Genomic DNA, 13,463 nt, shown 5'->3' with positions numbered 1-13,463 from the left:
CCCGCCGCACCGGCTTGCACGTGGCGGTGGAGAACTGGGGGCACGACTTCAACATCGGCTCGGTGATCCGCACCGCCAACGCGTTCAACGTGGCGGCCTTCCACATCGTGGGGCGGCGGCGGTGGAACCGGCGCGGGGCGATGGTGACCGACCGGTACCAGCACGAGCACCACCACGCCGACGCCGAGGCCCTGGCCGCGTGGGCGGCCGCCGCGCCGCGGCGTGACGGGGGCACCGGGCTGCCGGTGCTCGGCATCGACAACCTGCCGGGTTCCGTGCCGCTGGAGGGGTACACGATGCCGGCCGAGTGCGTGCTGGTGTTCGGGCAGGAGGGGCCCGGCCTCACCCCGGAGGTGCTGGCGCACTGCGAGGCCGTGCTCCACATCGAGCAGTTCGGGTCCACGCGCTCCATCAACGCCGGCGCGGCGGCCGCCATCGCCATGCACGCCTGGGTGCGCCAGCACGTGCACGGCCTGCCCGCCTGAGCCGGCCCACCGGCCCGCCGGCGGGGCTTCTGACAAGATGGCCGGCGCACGGCACCGCGCCCTCGGGCCACGGTGCCCCGGCCCGCCGGAACGGACACACGAGGAGAACCACATGCCCATCGCAACCCCCGAGGTCTACCGCGACATGCTGGACCGGGCGAAGAAGGAGAAGTTCGCCTACCCGGCCATCAACGTGAGCTCCTCGCAGACCCTGAACGCCGCCATCCGCGGCTTCGCCGAGGCGGGCTCCGACGGCATCATCCAGGTGTCCACCGGCGGCTCGGAGTACTTCTCCGGCCCCACTGTCAAGGACATGATCACCGGCGCCCGCGCCTTCGCCGCCTTCGCCCGCGAGGTGGCCAGGAACTACGACGTGAACATCGCGCTGCACACCGACCACTGCCCCAAGGACAAGCTGGACGGCTTCGTGCGCCCGCTGCTGGAGGCCTCCGAGGCCGAGTACAAGGCCCACGGCACGCCCCTGTTCCAGTCGCACATGTGGGACGGCTCCGCGGTGCCGCTGGACGAGAACCTCACGATCGCGCAGGAGCTGCTGGAGCGCTGCAACGCGCTGGACATCATCCTCGAGGTCGAGATCGGTGTGGTCGGCGGCGAGGAGGACGGCGTCGCCAACGAGATCAACGACCAGCTGTACACCACCCCCGAGGACGCCATCGCCACCGTCGAGGCGCTGGGTATGGGCGAGAAGGGCCGCTACATGGCCGCCCTGACCTTCGGCAACGTGCACGGCGTCTACAAGCCGGGCAACGTCAAGCTGCGCCCGGAGATCCTCCAGCAGGCGCAGGCCGCCGTCGTGGAGAAGTTCGGCCCCAGCAAGCACTCCTCGGTGGCCGAGAAGCCGTTCGACCTGGTCTTCCACGGTGGGTCGGGCTCCACCGAGCAGGAGATCTCCGACGCGGTGGACTACGGCGTGGTGAAGATGAACGTGGACACCGACACCCAGTACGCCTTCACCCGCCCGGTGGCCGGCTTCATGATGGAGAACTACGCCGGCGTGCTGAAGGTGGACGGCGAGGTGGGCAACAAGAAGCAGTACGACCCGCGCGCCTGGGGCAAGCTGGCCGAGGAGTCGATGGCGGCCCGCATCGTGACCGCGTGCGAGAACCTGCGCTCCGCCGGGACCCACCGCTGATGCCGGGCGAGAACCTCCTGGGCATCCCGCCCACCGAGCTGCCCGAGGACCCGGCGACCGCCGCCCTCGAGCAGGGTCAGGACGCCCGCATGGTGGCTGCCGCGCGGCCCACCAGCTCGGCGGCCTGGGCGGAGCTCGCCGGGGCCGCCCTGGAGGACGGCCTCGTGGTGGAGGCCTACGCCTTCGCCCGCACCGGCTACCACCGCGGGCTGGACGCGCTGCGCCGCGCCGGCTGGCGCGGCCAGGGCCCGGTGCCGTGGGAGCACGAGCCCAACCGCGGCTTCCTGCGCTGCCTGGCCACGCTGAGCAAGGCCGCCGGCGAGATCGGCGAGACCGATGAGGAGCGCCGCTGCGCCGAGTTCCTCGCGGACTCCTCGGCCACCGCGGCGAGGGCTCTCGGCATCGAGCGCCCCGCCACCTGACGCCGGCAGCCGCGGTCGACCCGCCCGCGTCATCTGCCTCACACCCACGGCCGTCCTGCCAGCCAGGGCGGCCGTCGGCGTTCCCGGGTCCCTATCATCACGATGTCCCCCCACCCCCCCCGTGATGCCGGAGGTCCTGCATGCCCCATGCCGTCCGCGAGATGCTCCAGGTCGCCCCGGGGGAGCGCGACCTCGTGCCGGCCGTGCGCATCGCGCTGTCGGTGGCCATCCCGCTGGTGGTGCTCGTGGCGACGGGACACAAGGACCTCTCCATCTACGCGAGCTTCGGGGCGTTCACCTCGCTGTACGCGCGGCACCGGCCCACGCGCGAGCGGCTGCGCGACCAGCTACGGGCGGGCAGCATGTTCGTGGTCTCCGTGGGTCTCGGTGCCCTCGTCGCGCTGTCCGGGGCGGGGGACTGGGCCCCGCTGGTGCTCACCGCGCTCGTGGCGGGCGTGGGCTCGGCGCTGGCCGCCGGGTGGAACCTGCACCCCGCCGGGGCGCTGTTCTTCATGTTCGCCTCCGGCGCGGTGGCCTCCATGGGACCCGATGCGGTGGCCCCGCCGCTGCTGGCGATGGGGGTGGCGGCCGCCTCGGCGACGCTCTCGGTGGTGCTGGGTGTGCTCTGGCGCTACGTGGGCGAGGGCCCGCGTGACGTGAGGACCCCGCCTGCGCCGGCCGACCCGCTGACCCGGGCCCAGCTGGTGGCGCACGGTGGGCGGTTCCTCGCAGCCTCGACCCTGTCGGGCCTGCTGGGGGCGGCCAGCGGCATGAGCCACGCGTACTGGGCGCAGATCGCCTCCGCGGCGCCCATCGCGGCCCCGACGCACCGGGCGCGGCTGCAGCGTGGGGTGCAGCGCATGATCGGCACCATCGGTGGCGTGGGTGTCACGGCCTTCGTCCTGTCCATGCAGCTGCAGGTCTGGCACCTGGTGGTGTTCGTCGTGCTCTTCCAGTGGCTGGCGGAGATGTTCATCGGGCGCAACTACTCGGTGGCGCTGCTCTTCGTCACCCCGCTGGCGCTGCTGATGATCCAGCTCTCGCACCCCACGGACACCTCGGACCTGCTGCAGGCCCGGGCGATCGAGACCGTGATCGGTGCCCTGTGCGGCATGGTCGTGGTCTACCTGTGGCGCACCGCGGCCGAGCGGCGCGCGGACCGGGCGGTCATGGCGATGCTGCGCCGGGCCTCCCGCGACGACTGAGCCCCGGGCTCAGGCGCCGGCCGCTGCGGCGCGCACCCGCGCGGCCAGACGCTCCCTCGCCGCGGGCCACTCGGTGGCCAGCATCGAGTAGCAGGCGGTGTCGCGCACCGTCCCGTCCGGGCGCCGCCTGTGGTGCCGCAGCACCCCGTCGTGCCGCGCGCCGAGCCGCTCGATGGCCGCCCGGCTCCGGGTGTTCCGTGCGTCGGCGTGCCAGACGACCACCTCCGCGCCCAGCCCCTCGAAGGCGTGCCCGAGCATCTGCAGCTTGGAGTCCGCGTTGTGCCCGCGCCCGTGCCGGCTCCCTGCCAGCCAGGTGAAGCCCACCGCCACCGACCGCACCGCCGCGTCCGGCGCGTAGTAGGAGGTCGTCCCGAGGAACTCGCCGGTCACCGCGTCCAGCTGGGCCAGCGGCAGCCGGGCTCCGGCATCGCGGGCCGCCAGGGCGTCGGCGACGTCGGCCCGGGCGTCCTCCAGCGTCTGGGGGAACGGTCGGGAGAGCCATGCCCACGCCTCCGGGCCGGTCACCTGCGCCGCGGCGAACCAGCCCTCGGCGTGCTCCGCCCGTAGCGATTCCAGGTGCACCAGGGGACCCCCGCCCGGAGGCGGTGGGACCAGCCGAAACGGGGAGGAGGTGCTCATGCGCCCATCATCGCACGCGCCGACCTCGGTAGACTCTCCCGGTACCGGCCCCCGTGCGGCAGCGCCACGAGCGAGGCCGGCCGGTACGCCCGGGCGGGAGCCGCGTGGGCGATCCGTACGAGCGCGGGGCGAAGGGAGCCGGCATGCCGGCGATCGTGATCGTGGGCGCCCAGTGGGGCGACGAGGGCAAGGGCAAGGCCACCGACCAGCTCGGTGACCGCGTGGACCAGGTGGTCAAGTTCAACGGCGGCAACAACGCCGGCCACACCGTGGTCATCGAGGGGGAGAAGTACGCGCTGCACCTGCTGCCCAGCGGCATCCTCACCCCTGGCGTGACGCCCATCATCGGCAACGGCGTGGTGGTGGACCTCTCGGTGCTCTTCCAGGAGATCGAGGCGCTCAACGCCCGCGGCATCGACACCAGCAAGCTCAGGGTGAGCGCCAACGCGCACGTCATCCCGCCGTACAACACCACGCTCGACCAGGTGGGGGAGCGCTTCCTGGGCAAGCGCAAGATCGGCACCACCGGCCGCGGCATCGGCCCCACCTACGCCGACAAGATGAACCGCACCGGCATCCGGGTGCAGGACCTGTTCGACGAGTCCATCCTGCGCCAGAAGGTCGAGGCGGCGCTGACGCTCAAGAACGAGCTGCTGGTCAAGACCTACAACCGCCGCGCCATCGAGGTGGAGGAGACCGTCGCCGAGCTGCGCTCCTACACCGACCGCCTGCGCCCGATGGTGGTGGACTCCGGCCTGGAGATCACCCGGGCGCTCGATGCCGGGCAGACCGTGCTCTTCGAGGCCGGGCAGGCCACGATGCTGGACGTCGACCACGGCACCTACCCGTTCGTGACGTCCTCGTCCTGCGTGGCCGCCGGTGCGTCCACCGGGTCGGGCATGGCACCGGGACGCATCGACCGCGTGGTGGGCATCTTCAAGGCCTACACCAGCCGCGTGGGCGAGGGGCCGTTCCCCACCGAGCTGCTCGACGAGACCGGTGACGCCCTGCGCGAGGCGGGCTTCGAGTTCGGCACCACCACGGGCCGCCCGCGCCGATGCGGCTGGGCCGACGCCCTGGTGGGCCGCTACGCCACCCGTGTGAACGGCCTGACGGACATGGTGCTCACCAAGCTCGACACCCTGACCGGCTTCGAGACCCTGCGCATCGGCGTGGGCTACCGGGTGCCGGTGACCGAGGCGTCCGGTTTGGGGGACGGGCGCACCGAGGGCGAGTGGGTGTACTTCGACGAGATGCCGATGTCTCAGAGCGACTTCCACCACGCCCAGCCGGTCTACGAGGACCACCCGGGCTGGACCGAGGACATCTCGGAGTGCCGTGAGTTCTCCGAGCTGCCGCAGACCGCCCAGGACTACGTGCTGCGTCTGGAGGAGCTCGTGGGCACCCGCATCAGCGTGATCGGTGTGGGCCCGGGCCGTGAGCAGTCCATCGTGCGCCACGAGCTGGCCCCGGGTCGCTGAGACCGAGCACACGCGTGGGCCCCGCCGGGACGAACCGGCGGGGCCCACGAGTGTGTGGCTCAGGTGAGGAGCCAGACTCGGGAGGCCTGGTCGGTGCAGGGCTCGGGGATGGTCACGGAGACGGTGTCCTCGGCCTCCTTTCGGCTGGTGCCCCACCCGCCGATCGTGACCTCGAGGCCCAGCTCGTACTCCTTTTGCGGGGTCTTCACCGTGTCGCCGTCCACGGACGACCCGGTGGGCAGCACGGCCATGTACTCCGTGCCGTCCACCGTGGCCTTCAGACACCCGTCGGCCCGGGAGAGGGTCGCGGTGTAGCCCTTGTCCGTGTGGCCCCACTCGCCCTGCCACGTGGCGACGTCGGTCTTCTCCTGGCTGCACGCGGTGGTGACGGTGAGGGCCAGGGCGCAGCCCAGGAGTGCACCGGCGCAGCGCAGGGTGGTGAAACGGTTCATGGACGTCACCCCGTGTATACCCGAGTCGAGATCTTGCTGAGGGAGCTGATGGCAGTGAAGCACGAACTGCCCCCACAGTTCCCCATGTGGATGCCGTGGGCGCGGTCAGACCAGAACCACGGCCCGCCGGAGTCGCCCCCGCTGGTGATGTGCCCGCGGACGTAGACAAGGTTTCCCACCGTCTTCTTGATTCCACCAAAGTAGAACGCGCGTCCTGTTGACGTTACTTCGGAGCACCCGTGTCCCGTGGCGATGCCGAAGTGGCAGACCACGTTCCCTCTGACAGGATTGTAGGAGCGGTTAATTCGGCGGTGCTTGCCCCAGTCGTACCGTAGCGAGTTGGTGTTGGACACGCCGGCAGCCAGAAAACTCTGGACATCGCCTTCGCGCGCCGTGCTGACGGACCTTGCCGAAAGGGTCGCTCCGTCATAGCGGCTGGCGGAACCGCAGTGCGTTGTCGTGGTCACGGCAGTGCGCCCACCGCGGACCGCCGTGAACCCAGCGGTGCAGGAGTTCCCATTCCAGTTTCCGCCGGATCCGAACTCTGGCCCCGAGTCCTTGGCCGTGAACTCGACTGAAGCGGACTTCACAAACTCGGGCAGTTCGAGTTGCTGTTCCACGTGCTCCGGTGACACTCCGCCGGATCGTGCCTGGCGAGCGCTTGTGGCCGGGCGGGTCATGACGGTGATGGTTGCTTGGTTGGTCTTGGGGTCGATGGTTGCCGAAACATCCTGGTCGCCGTTGGTCAACCGTGCGGTTTGGTCCACCAAGTCGTACTCCGCTTCAGAGCGCGTGGTAGCCGGGACCGAATAGGACACCAGAATCCTCGGGGTAACAGAGGGGGCCGACGCCTTCGCTGCGGTCACCGCCGCATCGTAATGGTCTGGACGCACGGCGATGTAGGTGCCCCGCGAGTTGGGGCCGTCCCATTCGGCGTCGACGAATCCGTCGGGCATCTCGCGCTGCAGTTCGTCTACGAGTGCGGCGAACTCGTCCTGCCCTGCAACGTACCGCGCCAGGTCATCGGCGGGAATTCCGAGGTCCTGTGAGCTGATGAATTCATCGACCTGTCGGGACTGCTCCGGCGAGATGGCCAACTGGTCCACGCCGTGTGCAGCGGACCAGAGTAGGGTCAGGGCTCCTGCGAGCGCCAAGGGAACGCGGTTCGATTTCATGGTGTTGTCCTTCTCCCGTGAACCCCCTTCGAGTGAAGGATTGAGGGAAATCTAGGGGATCCCCCCCCCTAGCGGCAAGCGTTTCCGGAAAAACGCAGGCAGCGTGCGGCGTACGACCGACGGCCCGCACGGTGGTGAGGTCCACCGGCCGTCGTCTGGTGGGGTGGGAGCAACCCCTCAGGCGGGTCTTCTATCCCCGCCGACGCCTCCCTGCGCGCGCCGCGTAGTCGTCGAGCGCCTTCAGGACGTGGTCGGCGCGCCAGGTGCGGTTGCGCGTCTTGTGGTCCTGTGACGTCTTGAGGATGCCGCGCTCGACCAGGGCGTCCAGGTGCCGGTGCTCGTTCGCGCTGATCTGCAGGAGCTCGCGGGCCATGGGGGCACTGACGACGGGCTGCTGGAACAACTTGTCCGCCAGCCGTCGGGCGCCCGCGTCGGCACGCAGCCCCGTCAGGAGCTCAGCCCACAGAGCACGGACCGCCTGCAGGTCGGCGACCAGCGCGCGACCGTTCTGGACTCCCACCAGGCTCGCGCGGGCGACGCACTCGACGATGGGGTCGACTTCTCCCTCGCGGTAGGCGGTGAGGGCGTCGAAGTAGCGATTCGGGTCGCTGAGCAGCCCGGAGCTCAGCGGTACCGACGCCGAACGTGTCAATCGGTGGGCACGTAGCATCGCCTGCAGCAGAGCGCGCCCCGTGCGGCCGTTGCCGTCGGAGAACGGGTGGATCGTCTCGAACTGGGCGTGTGCCACTGCTGCCTGGGCGACTGCGGGAAGGTCGACGCGGGCGGCGAACGCCATCACGTCCGTGACCAACCCGGGCACACGGTCAGCCACCGGGGGCACGAAGTCCGCGTCGTGGGGTGACCCGGCGCCGAGGCGGGCCGACCCCCCGATCCACACCTGGTCGTCCCGGTACCGCCCTGCGATGTCGGGATCGCTCGTGCGCATGAGCTCGCGGTGCATGGCCAGCACGGCCTCCGGGTCCAGGCGGTCGGAGAGGCGTAGCGCTGCCTCCATCGCCGCCACGTTGCCGACGATCATCACGGCATGCTCCGTCCCGGAGCCGTTGACCTGGGCCTCTGCCACCTTTCGGGCGGAGGCGGAGAGGTGCTCGATCTCGGAACTCGATGCCGATTCGGAACGCAGCAGGATGGCCGCGTAGGGGGCGACGGCACCCCCGTGTTCGGCGTCGAAGGCGCTCACGGCTGCGGCGGCCTCCTCGGCAAGGGCGGCCGCGGCCGGGGAGACACGGAGGTCCAGAGTTGCGATTCGAGGCGGGACCGCAGCTCGGTAGGGCCGCCCCACACGCCACGTGTCCTGCCGACTGAGCCCGGTCACCGGGTGGAGGTCCCACGGGTGCTCCTCGTGCGTCACGGCCGGCCACTGGCCGGGTGCAAGGGGTCCGTGATCTGAGGCCATGGGTCCACCATAGCCTCACTTAGCAGTCCAAGTGAGGCCATGGTGGGAACCCGGCCTCACTTCTCCCTGAGCACCACCATCCGGTGCGCGGCGCGGGTGAACACCACGTAGAGCACGCGCGCGCCGCCGGGGGACTCGGCCACGATCTCCTCGGGGTCCACCACCACGGTGGCGTCGTACTCCAGGCCCTTGGTGCTCATCGGGTCGATGACCACCACCTGCGGGTGCTCGGCGCGCAGCGGCTCGCACGCGGGTACCGGGTGCCGGTGGCCGAGGCGTCCGGTTTGGGGGACGGTCGCACCGAGGGCGAGTGGGTGTACTTCGACGAGATGCCGATGTCTCAGAGCGACTTCCACCACGCCCAGCCGGTCTACGAGGACCACCCGGGCTGGACCGAGGACATCTCGGAGTGCCGTGAGTTCTCCGAGCTGCCGCAGACCGCCCAGGACTACGTGCTGCGTCTGGAGGAGCTCGTGGGCACCCGCATCAGCGTGATCGGTGTGGGCCCGGGCCGCGAGCAGTCCATCGTGCGCCACGAGCTGGCCCCGGGGCGCTGAGTCCGTCTGACCGCGGGATGATGTGAGGACGCCTCGTGCCGACCTAGCGTGGCGGCATGAGGCGTCTCGTTGTTCTTCTGGCCACGGCGGGGGCCGGCCTGCTCTCAGGCTGCGGGTCGGGTGTGAACGAGGGCCAGGTCAAGGCCTTCGAGGAATGGGCTGCAGAGCAGCCGAACGTGGAGTCCGTCGACTCGGCGACGCGCGATGAGGTCGACGGCCTCGCCTTCTCGGCTGAGCCGGAGGTGACCACGACCCTCCACTTCCCCGACGGCACGTCGGATGAGGCCGTGCTGGCCGTGGCGATGGGGCTGCACGAGGCGGACCCGGGTGACCGGGACCCCAAGTACGTGGTGGGAGAGCGCGAGGGGGTGACCTTCCTGCTCAGCGGCGACCCGGAGGACGACCGGGCCGTTCTGGCGCTGGCCACGGCGCTGGAGCAGGCTGCCCCCGAGGCGGAAGCGGGGGAACCGAGCCGAGAACACCCGGCCATGGTCGTCGGCTCGACCGTCACGGTGGTGGTGCCCGATGAGCAGATGCAGCGGGTGGCCCAGGCCGTGGTCAGCAGCAGCGCGGTCGGCGACCGGGGGGTGCTGATCCGAGTCCAGGGGAAGAGCGGGGGGTACTTCAGCCGCGACACGAGGGCGGGCCAGGATGCCTCGGTGGCTCCCGTTCCCGGCACGCACGTGTCCGTGGGGACCCAGACGCCCTGACGCCGCCTCAGCCCTCCGTGAGCACCACCATCCGGTGCGCGGCGCGGGTGAACACCACGTAGAGCACGCGCGCGCCGCCGGGGGACTCGGCCACGATCTCCTCGGGGTCCACCACCACGGTGGCGTCGTACTCCAGGCCCTTGGTGCTCATCGGGTCGATGACCACCACCTGCGGGTGCTCGGCGCGCAGCGGCTCGCACGCGGCCTCGACGTCCACCCGGTGCACCTGCGGCGTGATGACGGCGATCGCGCCGTCGACCGCGCCGGTGAGCTCGCGGGCGGCCTCCTCGGCGGCGGTGGCCCAGGTGCCGGAGTCCTGACCGGAGGTGCCCACGGCGTGCTCCGTGGGATCGATGCCGGTCTCCCGCACCGCGTTCGGGATGTCCGCATCGGCCTCGTGGCGGCGGATGTAGTCCGCGGCGTAGGCGAAGATCTCCGAGGCGTTGCGGTAGTTGGTGTCCATGTGGAACGAGCGGCGCGGCTTGGCCCCGAAGGCCTCCTCGCGCGCCTCGGCGGCCTCGGCGGCATCGGGCCAGGAGGCCTGCGCGGCGTCGCCGACCACGGTCCACGAGGCGGTGCGGCCGCGGCGGCCCAGCATGCGCCACTGCATGGGGGAGAGGTCCTGCGCCTCGTCCACCAGCAGGTGCGCGTACGCCTCGGGCGGCTCCACGGTGCCGTACAGCAGCCGCTCCCACGCGGTGGTCGGCGTCACCTGGTGGTACTCGGCCTCGGAGCGCCCCTCGCCGCCCTTGAGCGCGGCCACGCCGTACTGGCTGGCGTCCTCCAGCTCCTCCACCTCGTAGAAGCCGCGCTCGGTGTCCACCTCCACCCGGGGCTCACCGATGCGCGCGGCCACCTCGTCCACCAGGGCCGCGTCGGCGACCGACCAGGTGCCGGTGTCCAGGGCCACCTGCATCGATGCCGCCAGCGCGGCCTGCTCGTCGGCGTCCAGCAGGTCGCGGGCCCAGTCGGCCAGGCGCTCGGCGTCGGCGAGCCAGAGCACCACCTCGCGGGGGTCCACGGGGCGCCACCAGGACTCCATGAAGGCGTCCACCTCGCGGGAGTCCTCGAAGCGGTCGAAGAAGCGCTCCCGGTCCTCGCGCAGCACCTCACCGGACATCTGCGAGCGGGCCTGCGTCCACGCCTCCCGGGAGAGCAGTTCGCGTGCCGCCGCGGCGGCGTCGTTGCGTTTGGCTCCCCGCAGCACGGTATTGCGGATGCGGCGCAGCGCCTTCTCGTCGATGCGCAGGGCGTGGCCGCTGACGAAGGTGCGCAGCTCGGTGGGCGCGTCCGGGGCGGGGGCCTTGGCGGCTCGTGCCAGCACCCGGCGGATGCGCAGGGCGCCCTTCACGGCGGCGGCCTCGGGGGTGTCCAGGCGCACGCCGGTGAGGCCGTCCACCACGTCGCCGGCGGCGCGCAGGGCCACGGAGTCCTCGCCCAGGGTGGGCAGCACGCGCTCGATGTAGGCGGTGTAGGCCGCGCTGGGACCGATGACGAGCACGCCGCCGTGCTCGTAGCGGCGCCGGTCGGTGTAGAGCAGGTAGGCGGCGCGGTGGAGGGCCACCACGGTCTTGCCGGTGCCCGGGCCGCCGGTGATGGTGGTGACGCCGCGGGCCTCGGCGCGGATCGCCTCGTCCTGGTGCTGCTGGATGGTGGCCACGATGTCGCGCATGCGCCCGCCGCGGGAGCGGGTGAGGGCGGCCATGAGCGCGCCGTCGCCCACCACGGGCAGGTCGGCCGGCGGCTCGGCCACCATGAGGTCGTCCTCGATGCCGATGACCTGCTCGGCGCGGCAGCGCAGCACGCGGCGGCGCACCACCTTGTGGGGCTGCACGGGCGTGGCCCGGTAGAAGGCGCTGGCGGCCGGGGCACGCCAGTCCACCACCAGGGGCTCGTAGTCGTCGTCGCGCACACCCAGGCGGCCGATGTAGCGGACCTCCTCGACGGTGGGGGCGTCGCCCTCGGCGGGGCCGGCGTCCGGCATCGAGTGGTCGAGGTCGAGGCGGCCGAAGACCAGGCCCTCGTGCTCCATCTCCAGGGACGTGCGGCGCTTGTGGCTGCTGAACACCAGGGCGTCGCGCTCGAACAGGCCGGACATCTCCTCGTCGCGGACGTCGCCGGTGCGCATGGTGCGCCCGCGGGCCAGGCCCTCGGCCTCCACCAGGCCGGCGCGCTCGGCGGCCTTGGCCAGCTCGGCGTGCACCCGGTCGACGTGCGCCTGCTCGAGGGCGATCTCGCGCTCGGCGACGGGGTCCTGCTCACGGGGGGTGCTCAACTGCGGTCTCCTGCTCGGTGGTGGCCCTCGGGCAAACGGCCCTCAAGTCTACGGGCGGGCGAGCCGTGCCCGGGTGTGGCGGCCGGGGCTCGGCGCGGGAGCCGGAGAAGTGAGCCAGGCCACGTATTCATTTCACGGCGGAATGATTTGTGGGGCTATTCCTCAGGTGTGAGGGTAAATGTTCGGTAAATGATTAGTGAAATCTCCTGCGGATGGTCATTTCCGCACCTGTGACGCTCCTAGCGTGTGCGGCTCCGGGCAGATCGCACCAGCGCCCGACCCCCGTCCACACCTCGCGAACCCACAGGAGAGAACCATGAGGACCCTGCGCATCGCCGCTGCAGCCGCCGCCCTGGCCACCGGCCTGGCGGGCACCGCCACCACCGCCGCCCAGGCCGACTCGTCCTGGAAGGAGGCCGACGTCTGGCACATCAAGAACGCCGGGCCGGTCCGCTCCAACCTGCTCAACGACAAGCCCGTCTGCAACGCCTGGGAGCAGTACCGCACCCACATCACCGAGGTGCGCACCAGCTTCACCCCGGTGGGCGCCATCCAGACCACCAACCTGAGCGACAAGCCCATCCCGCTCACCCAGGAGCTGAGCGCCACCCAGTCGTTCACCCTCAAGCTCGACGGTGACTTCTCGCGCTCGTTCACCGTCGGTGGCACCGGCAGCGGCGACAACGGCAGCGGCGAGATCGCCGCCACCTGGACCCAGGCCATCCAGCCCGGCTTCAGCTACACGATGAGCTGGACCACCGGCCAGACCATCGGCCCGGTCGACGTGAAGCCGGGCTACGCCGCCCGCGCCACCTACGGCTTCAACACGGTGAGCTTCAAGGGCACCCAGCAGTACTGCAAGCTCGACGGCACCTGGAGCCAGCCCACCCCGGTCTCGGGCACCGCCCCCACCGCCAAGGACGTCCGCGTGGAGCAGTACGCCGACGGCGAGCTGCCCGAGAGCCGCTACTGAGCCCCACCGACCACACACCCAGGAGATCTGCGCATGAACACACTGACCCGCCGTTCCGCCCTCGGCGCGATCGTGGCCGCCGCCACCGGGGCCGCCACCGCCGCCCACGCCGAGCCGGAGCACGTGTACGAGACCCGCAACGAGGTCATCGACCTCAAGGCCTCCAACGTCACCGTCACCACCCCCGTGCCCGGCGCCATGAGCACCGGCCAGTTCACGGTGGCCAACGAGTCCCGCTACGCCCTGCCCGAGGGCTACCAGGTGACCCTGCGCTTCCGCGTGGTGGACGCCCCCTCGGTGGCGGGCCGCACCTCCGGTACGCAGTCCTACGTGTCCACCACCGCCACCCCCTCCTCCGGCTCCCTGCGCGTGAAGTTCTCCGGCGCCACCGACGCCAAGGTGGGCACCGACGGCGTCGCCACCGCCACCGTGGCCCACCGCCAGCGCGCCGGCCTGGGCATCTACGGCACCTGGTCGGGCGCCCACATCGTGGCCGACGGTGAGAACGCCCACGCCACC

At 71.3% G+C, this 13,463-nt stretch carries 13 protein-coding genes and 2 pseudogenes; 9 read left to right on the top strand and 6 right to left on the bottom strand.

Annotated elements, in window-relative coordinates; genetic code table 11:
• The 4 genes from CYJ76_RS10735 to CYJ76_RS10720 form a co-directional block, all read left to right on the top strand.
• A partial coding sequence (locus CYJ76_RS10735) for a TrmH family RNA methyltransferase (protein WP_101850077.1) occupies positions 1-485 on the top strand: 485 nt, incomplete at its 5' end.
• A gap of 112 nt (positions 486-597) precedes the next feature.
• Positions 598-1,638, top strand: coding sequence for a class II fructose-bisphosphate aldolase (gene fbaA / locus CYJ76_RS10730; protein ID WP_101850076.1), 1,041 nt, complete (start codon positions 598-600; stop codon positions 1,636-1,638).
• Positions 1,638-2,060 carry a DUF3151 domain-containing protein gene (locus CYJ76_RS10725; RefSeq protein WP_101850075.1) on the top strand — a complete coding sequence of 141 codons (423 nt, stop codon included), beginning with the start codon at positions 1,638-1,640 and terminating at the stop codon, positions 2,058-2,060. The genes fbaA and CYJ76_RS10725 overlap by 1 nt, the downstream gene beginning before the upstream one ends.
• Before the next feature lie 140 nt (positions 2,061-2,200).
• Entirely contained in the window at positions 2,201-3,265 is a 1,065-nt protein-coding gene (locus CYJ76_RS10720) for an FUSC family protein (protein ID WP_101850074.1), read from the top strand.
• A 9-nt stretch (positions 3,266-3,274) separates the two neighbouring features.
• Here CYJ76_RS10720 and CYJ76_RS10715 read toward each other — a convergent pair whose 3' ends face one another.
• The gene (locus tag CYJ76_RS10715; protein ID WP_101850073.1) at positions 3,275-3,904 is read right to left on the bottom strand and encodes a GNAT family N-acetyltransferase; all 630 of its coding nucleotides are present in this window, start codon (positions 3,902-3,904) and stop codon (positions 3,275-3,277) included.
• A 143-nt stretch (positions 3,905-4,047) separates the two neighbouring features.
• Between CYJ76_RS10715 and CYJ76_RS10710 the strand changes: the two genes are divergently transcribed.
• A complete protein-coding gene (locus CYJ76_RS10710; RefSeq protein WP_101850072.1) occupies positions 4,048-5,385 on the top strand; it encodes an adenylosuccinate synthase in 1,338 nt (445 codons plus the stop codon).
• Positions 5,386-5,444: 59 nt separating this feature from the next.
• On the opposite strand, the gene CYJ76_RS10705 is transcribed toward CYJ76_RS10710, so the two are convergent.
• The 4 genes and pseudogenes from CYJ76_RS10705 to CYJ76_RS12260 all read right to left on the bottom strand — a co-directional run.
• The gene (locus CYJ76_RS10705) at positions 5,445-5,837 is read right to left on the bottom strand and encodes a hypothetical protein (RefSeq protein WP_101850071.1); all 393 of its coding nucleotides are present in this window, start codon (positions 5,835-5,837) and stop codon (positions 5,445-5,447) included.
• Between the two features lie 5 nt (positions 5,838-5,842).
• Positions 5,843-7,012 carry a chymotrypsin family serine protease gene (locus tag CYJ76_RS10700; RefSeq protein ID WP_144043082.1) on the bottom strand — a complete coding sequence of 390 codons (1,170 nt, stop codon included), beginning with the start codon at positions 7,010-7,012 and terminating at the stop codon, positions 5,843-5,845.
• Positions 7,013-7,202: 190 nt separating this feature from the next.
• Positions 7,203-8,213: a Fic family protein gene (locus CYJ76_RS10695; protein WP_238138227.1), complete on the bottom strand. Its 1,011-nt coding sequence runs from the start codon at positions 8,211-8,213 to the stop codon at positions 7,203-7,205.
• Positions 8,214-8,485: 272 nt separating this feature from the next.
• Positions 8,486-8,650, bottom strand: a pseudogene (locus CYJ76_RS12260) (ATP-binding domain-containing protein); the annotation flags it as partial.
• 36 nt (positions 8,651-8,686) lie between these two features.
• Between CYJ76_RS12260 and CYJ76_RS10690 the strand changes: the two are divergent.
• Together CYJ76_RS10690 and CYJ76_RS10685 are read left to right on the top strand one after the other, a co-directional pair.
• Positions 8,687-8,986: pseudogene (locus tag CYJ76_RS10690) on the top strand (adenylosuccinate synthetase); the annotation flags it as partial.
• A 56-nt stretch (positions 8,987-9,042) separates the two neighbouring features.
• Complete coding sequence (locus CYJ76_RS10685; RefSeq protein ID WP_101850068.1) at positions 9,043-9,696, top strand: hypothetical protein; 654 nt, start codon at positions 9,043-9,045, stop codon at positions 9,694-9,696.
• A 7-nt stretch (positions 9,697-9,703) separates the two neighbouring features.
• Here the strand turns inward: CYJ76_RS10685 and CYJ76_RS10680 are convergent, their stop codons facing one another.
• Positions 9,704-11,971, bottom strand: coding sequence for a HelD family protein (locus CYJ76_RS10680; RefSeq protein WP_101850067.1), 2,268 nt, complete (start codon positions 11,969-11,971; stop codon positions 9,704-9,706).
• A 316-nt stretch (positions 11,972-12,287) separates the two neighbouring features.
• Between CYJ76_RS10680 and CYJ76_RS10675 the strand changes: the two genes are divergently transcribed.
• Together CYJ76_RS10675 and CYJ76_RS12560 are read left to right on the top strand one after the other, a co-directional pair.
• On the top strand, positions 12,288-12,944 hold the full coding sequence (locus CYJ76_RS10675) for a hypothetical protein (protein WP_101850066.1): 657 nt from the start codon (positions 12,288-12,290) through the stop codon (positions 12,942-12,944).
• Between the two features lie 33 nt (positions 12,945-12,977).
• Positions 12,978-13,463 (top strand): hypothetical protein (locus CYJ76_RS12560; RefSeq protein WP_180802286.1); only part of this gene is annotated, 486 nt, incomplete at its 3' end.

The sequence above is a fragment of the Kytococcus schroeteri genome (assembly GCF_002847825.1).
GTDB classification, from domain to species: domain Bacteria; phylum Actinomycetota; class Actinomycetes; order Actinomycetales; family Dermatophilaceae; genus Kytococcus; species Kytococcus schroeteri.
The sequence above is the reverse complement of the archived record's forward strand: the minus strand, read 5'-3'. Positions and strand labels throughout refer to the sequence as shown.

Bases quoted from the DNA above. Each gene is read 5' to 3' on its own strand.
- CYJ76_RS10685 (WP_101850068.1), top strand. From the start codon at position 9,043: ATGAGGCGTCTCGTTGTTCTTCTGGCCACGGCGGGGGCCGGCCTGCTC.
- CYJ76_RS10720 (WP_101850074.1), top strand. From the start codon at position 2,201: ATGCCCCATGCCGTCCGCGAGATGCTCCAGGTCGCCCCGGGGGAGCGC.
- CYJ76_RS10700 (WP_144043082.1), bottom strand. From the start codon at position 7,012: ATGAAATCGAACCGCGTTCCCTTGGCGCTCGCAGGAGCCCTGACCCTA.
- CYJ76_RS10715 (WP_101850073.1), bottom strand. From the start codon at position 3,904: ATGAGCACCTCCTCCCCGTTTCGGCTGGTCCCACCGCCTCCGGGCGGG.
- fbaA (WP_101850076.1), top strand. From the start codon at position 598: ATGCCCATCGCAACCCCCGAGGTCTACCGCGACATGCTGGACCGGGCG.
- CYJ76_RS10710 (WP_101850072.1), top strand. From the start codon at position 4,048: ATGCCGGCGATCGTGATCGTGGGCGCCCAGTGGGGCGACGAGGGCAAG.
- CYJ76_RS10725 (WP_101850075.1), top strand. From the start codon at position 1,638: ATGCCGGGCGAGAACCTCCTGGGCATCCCGCCCACCGAGCTGCCCGAG.
- CYJ76_RS10675 (WP_101850066.1), top strand. From the start codon at position 12,288: ATGAGGACCCTGCGCATCGCCGCTGCAGCCGCCGCCCTGGCCACCGGC.
- CYJ76_RS10705 (WP_101850071.1), bottom strand. From the start codon at position 5,837: ATGAACCGTTTCACCACCCTGCGCTGCGCCGGTGCACTCCTGGGCTGC.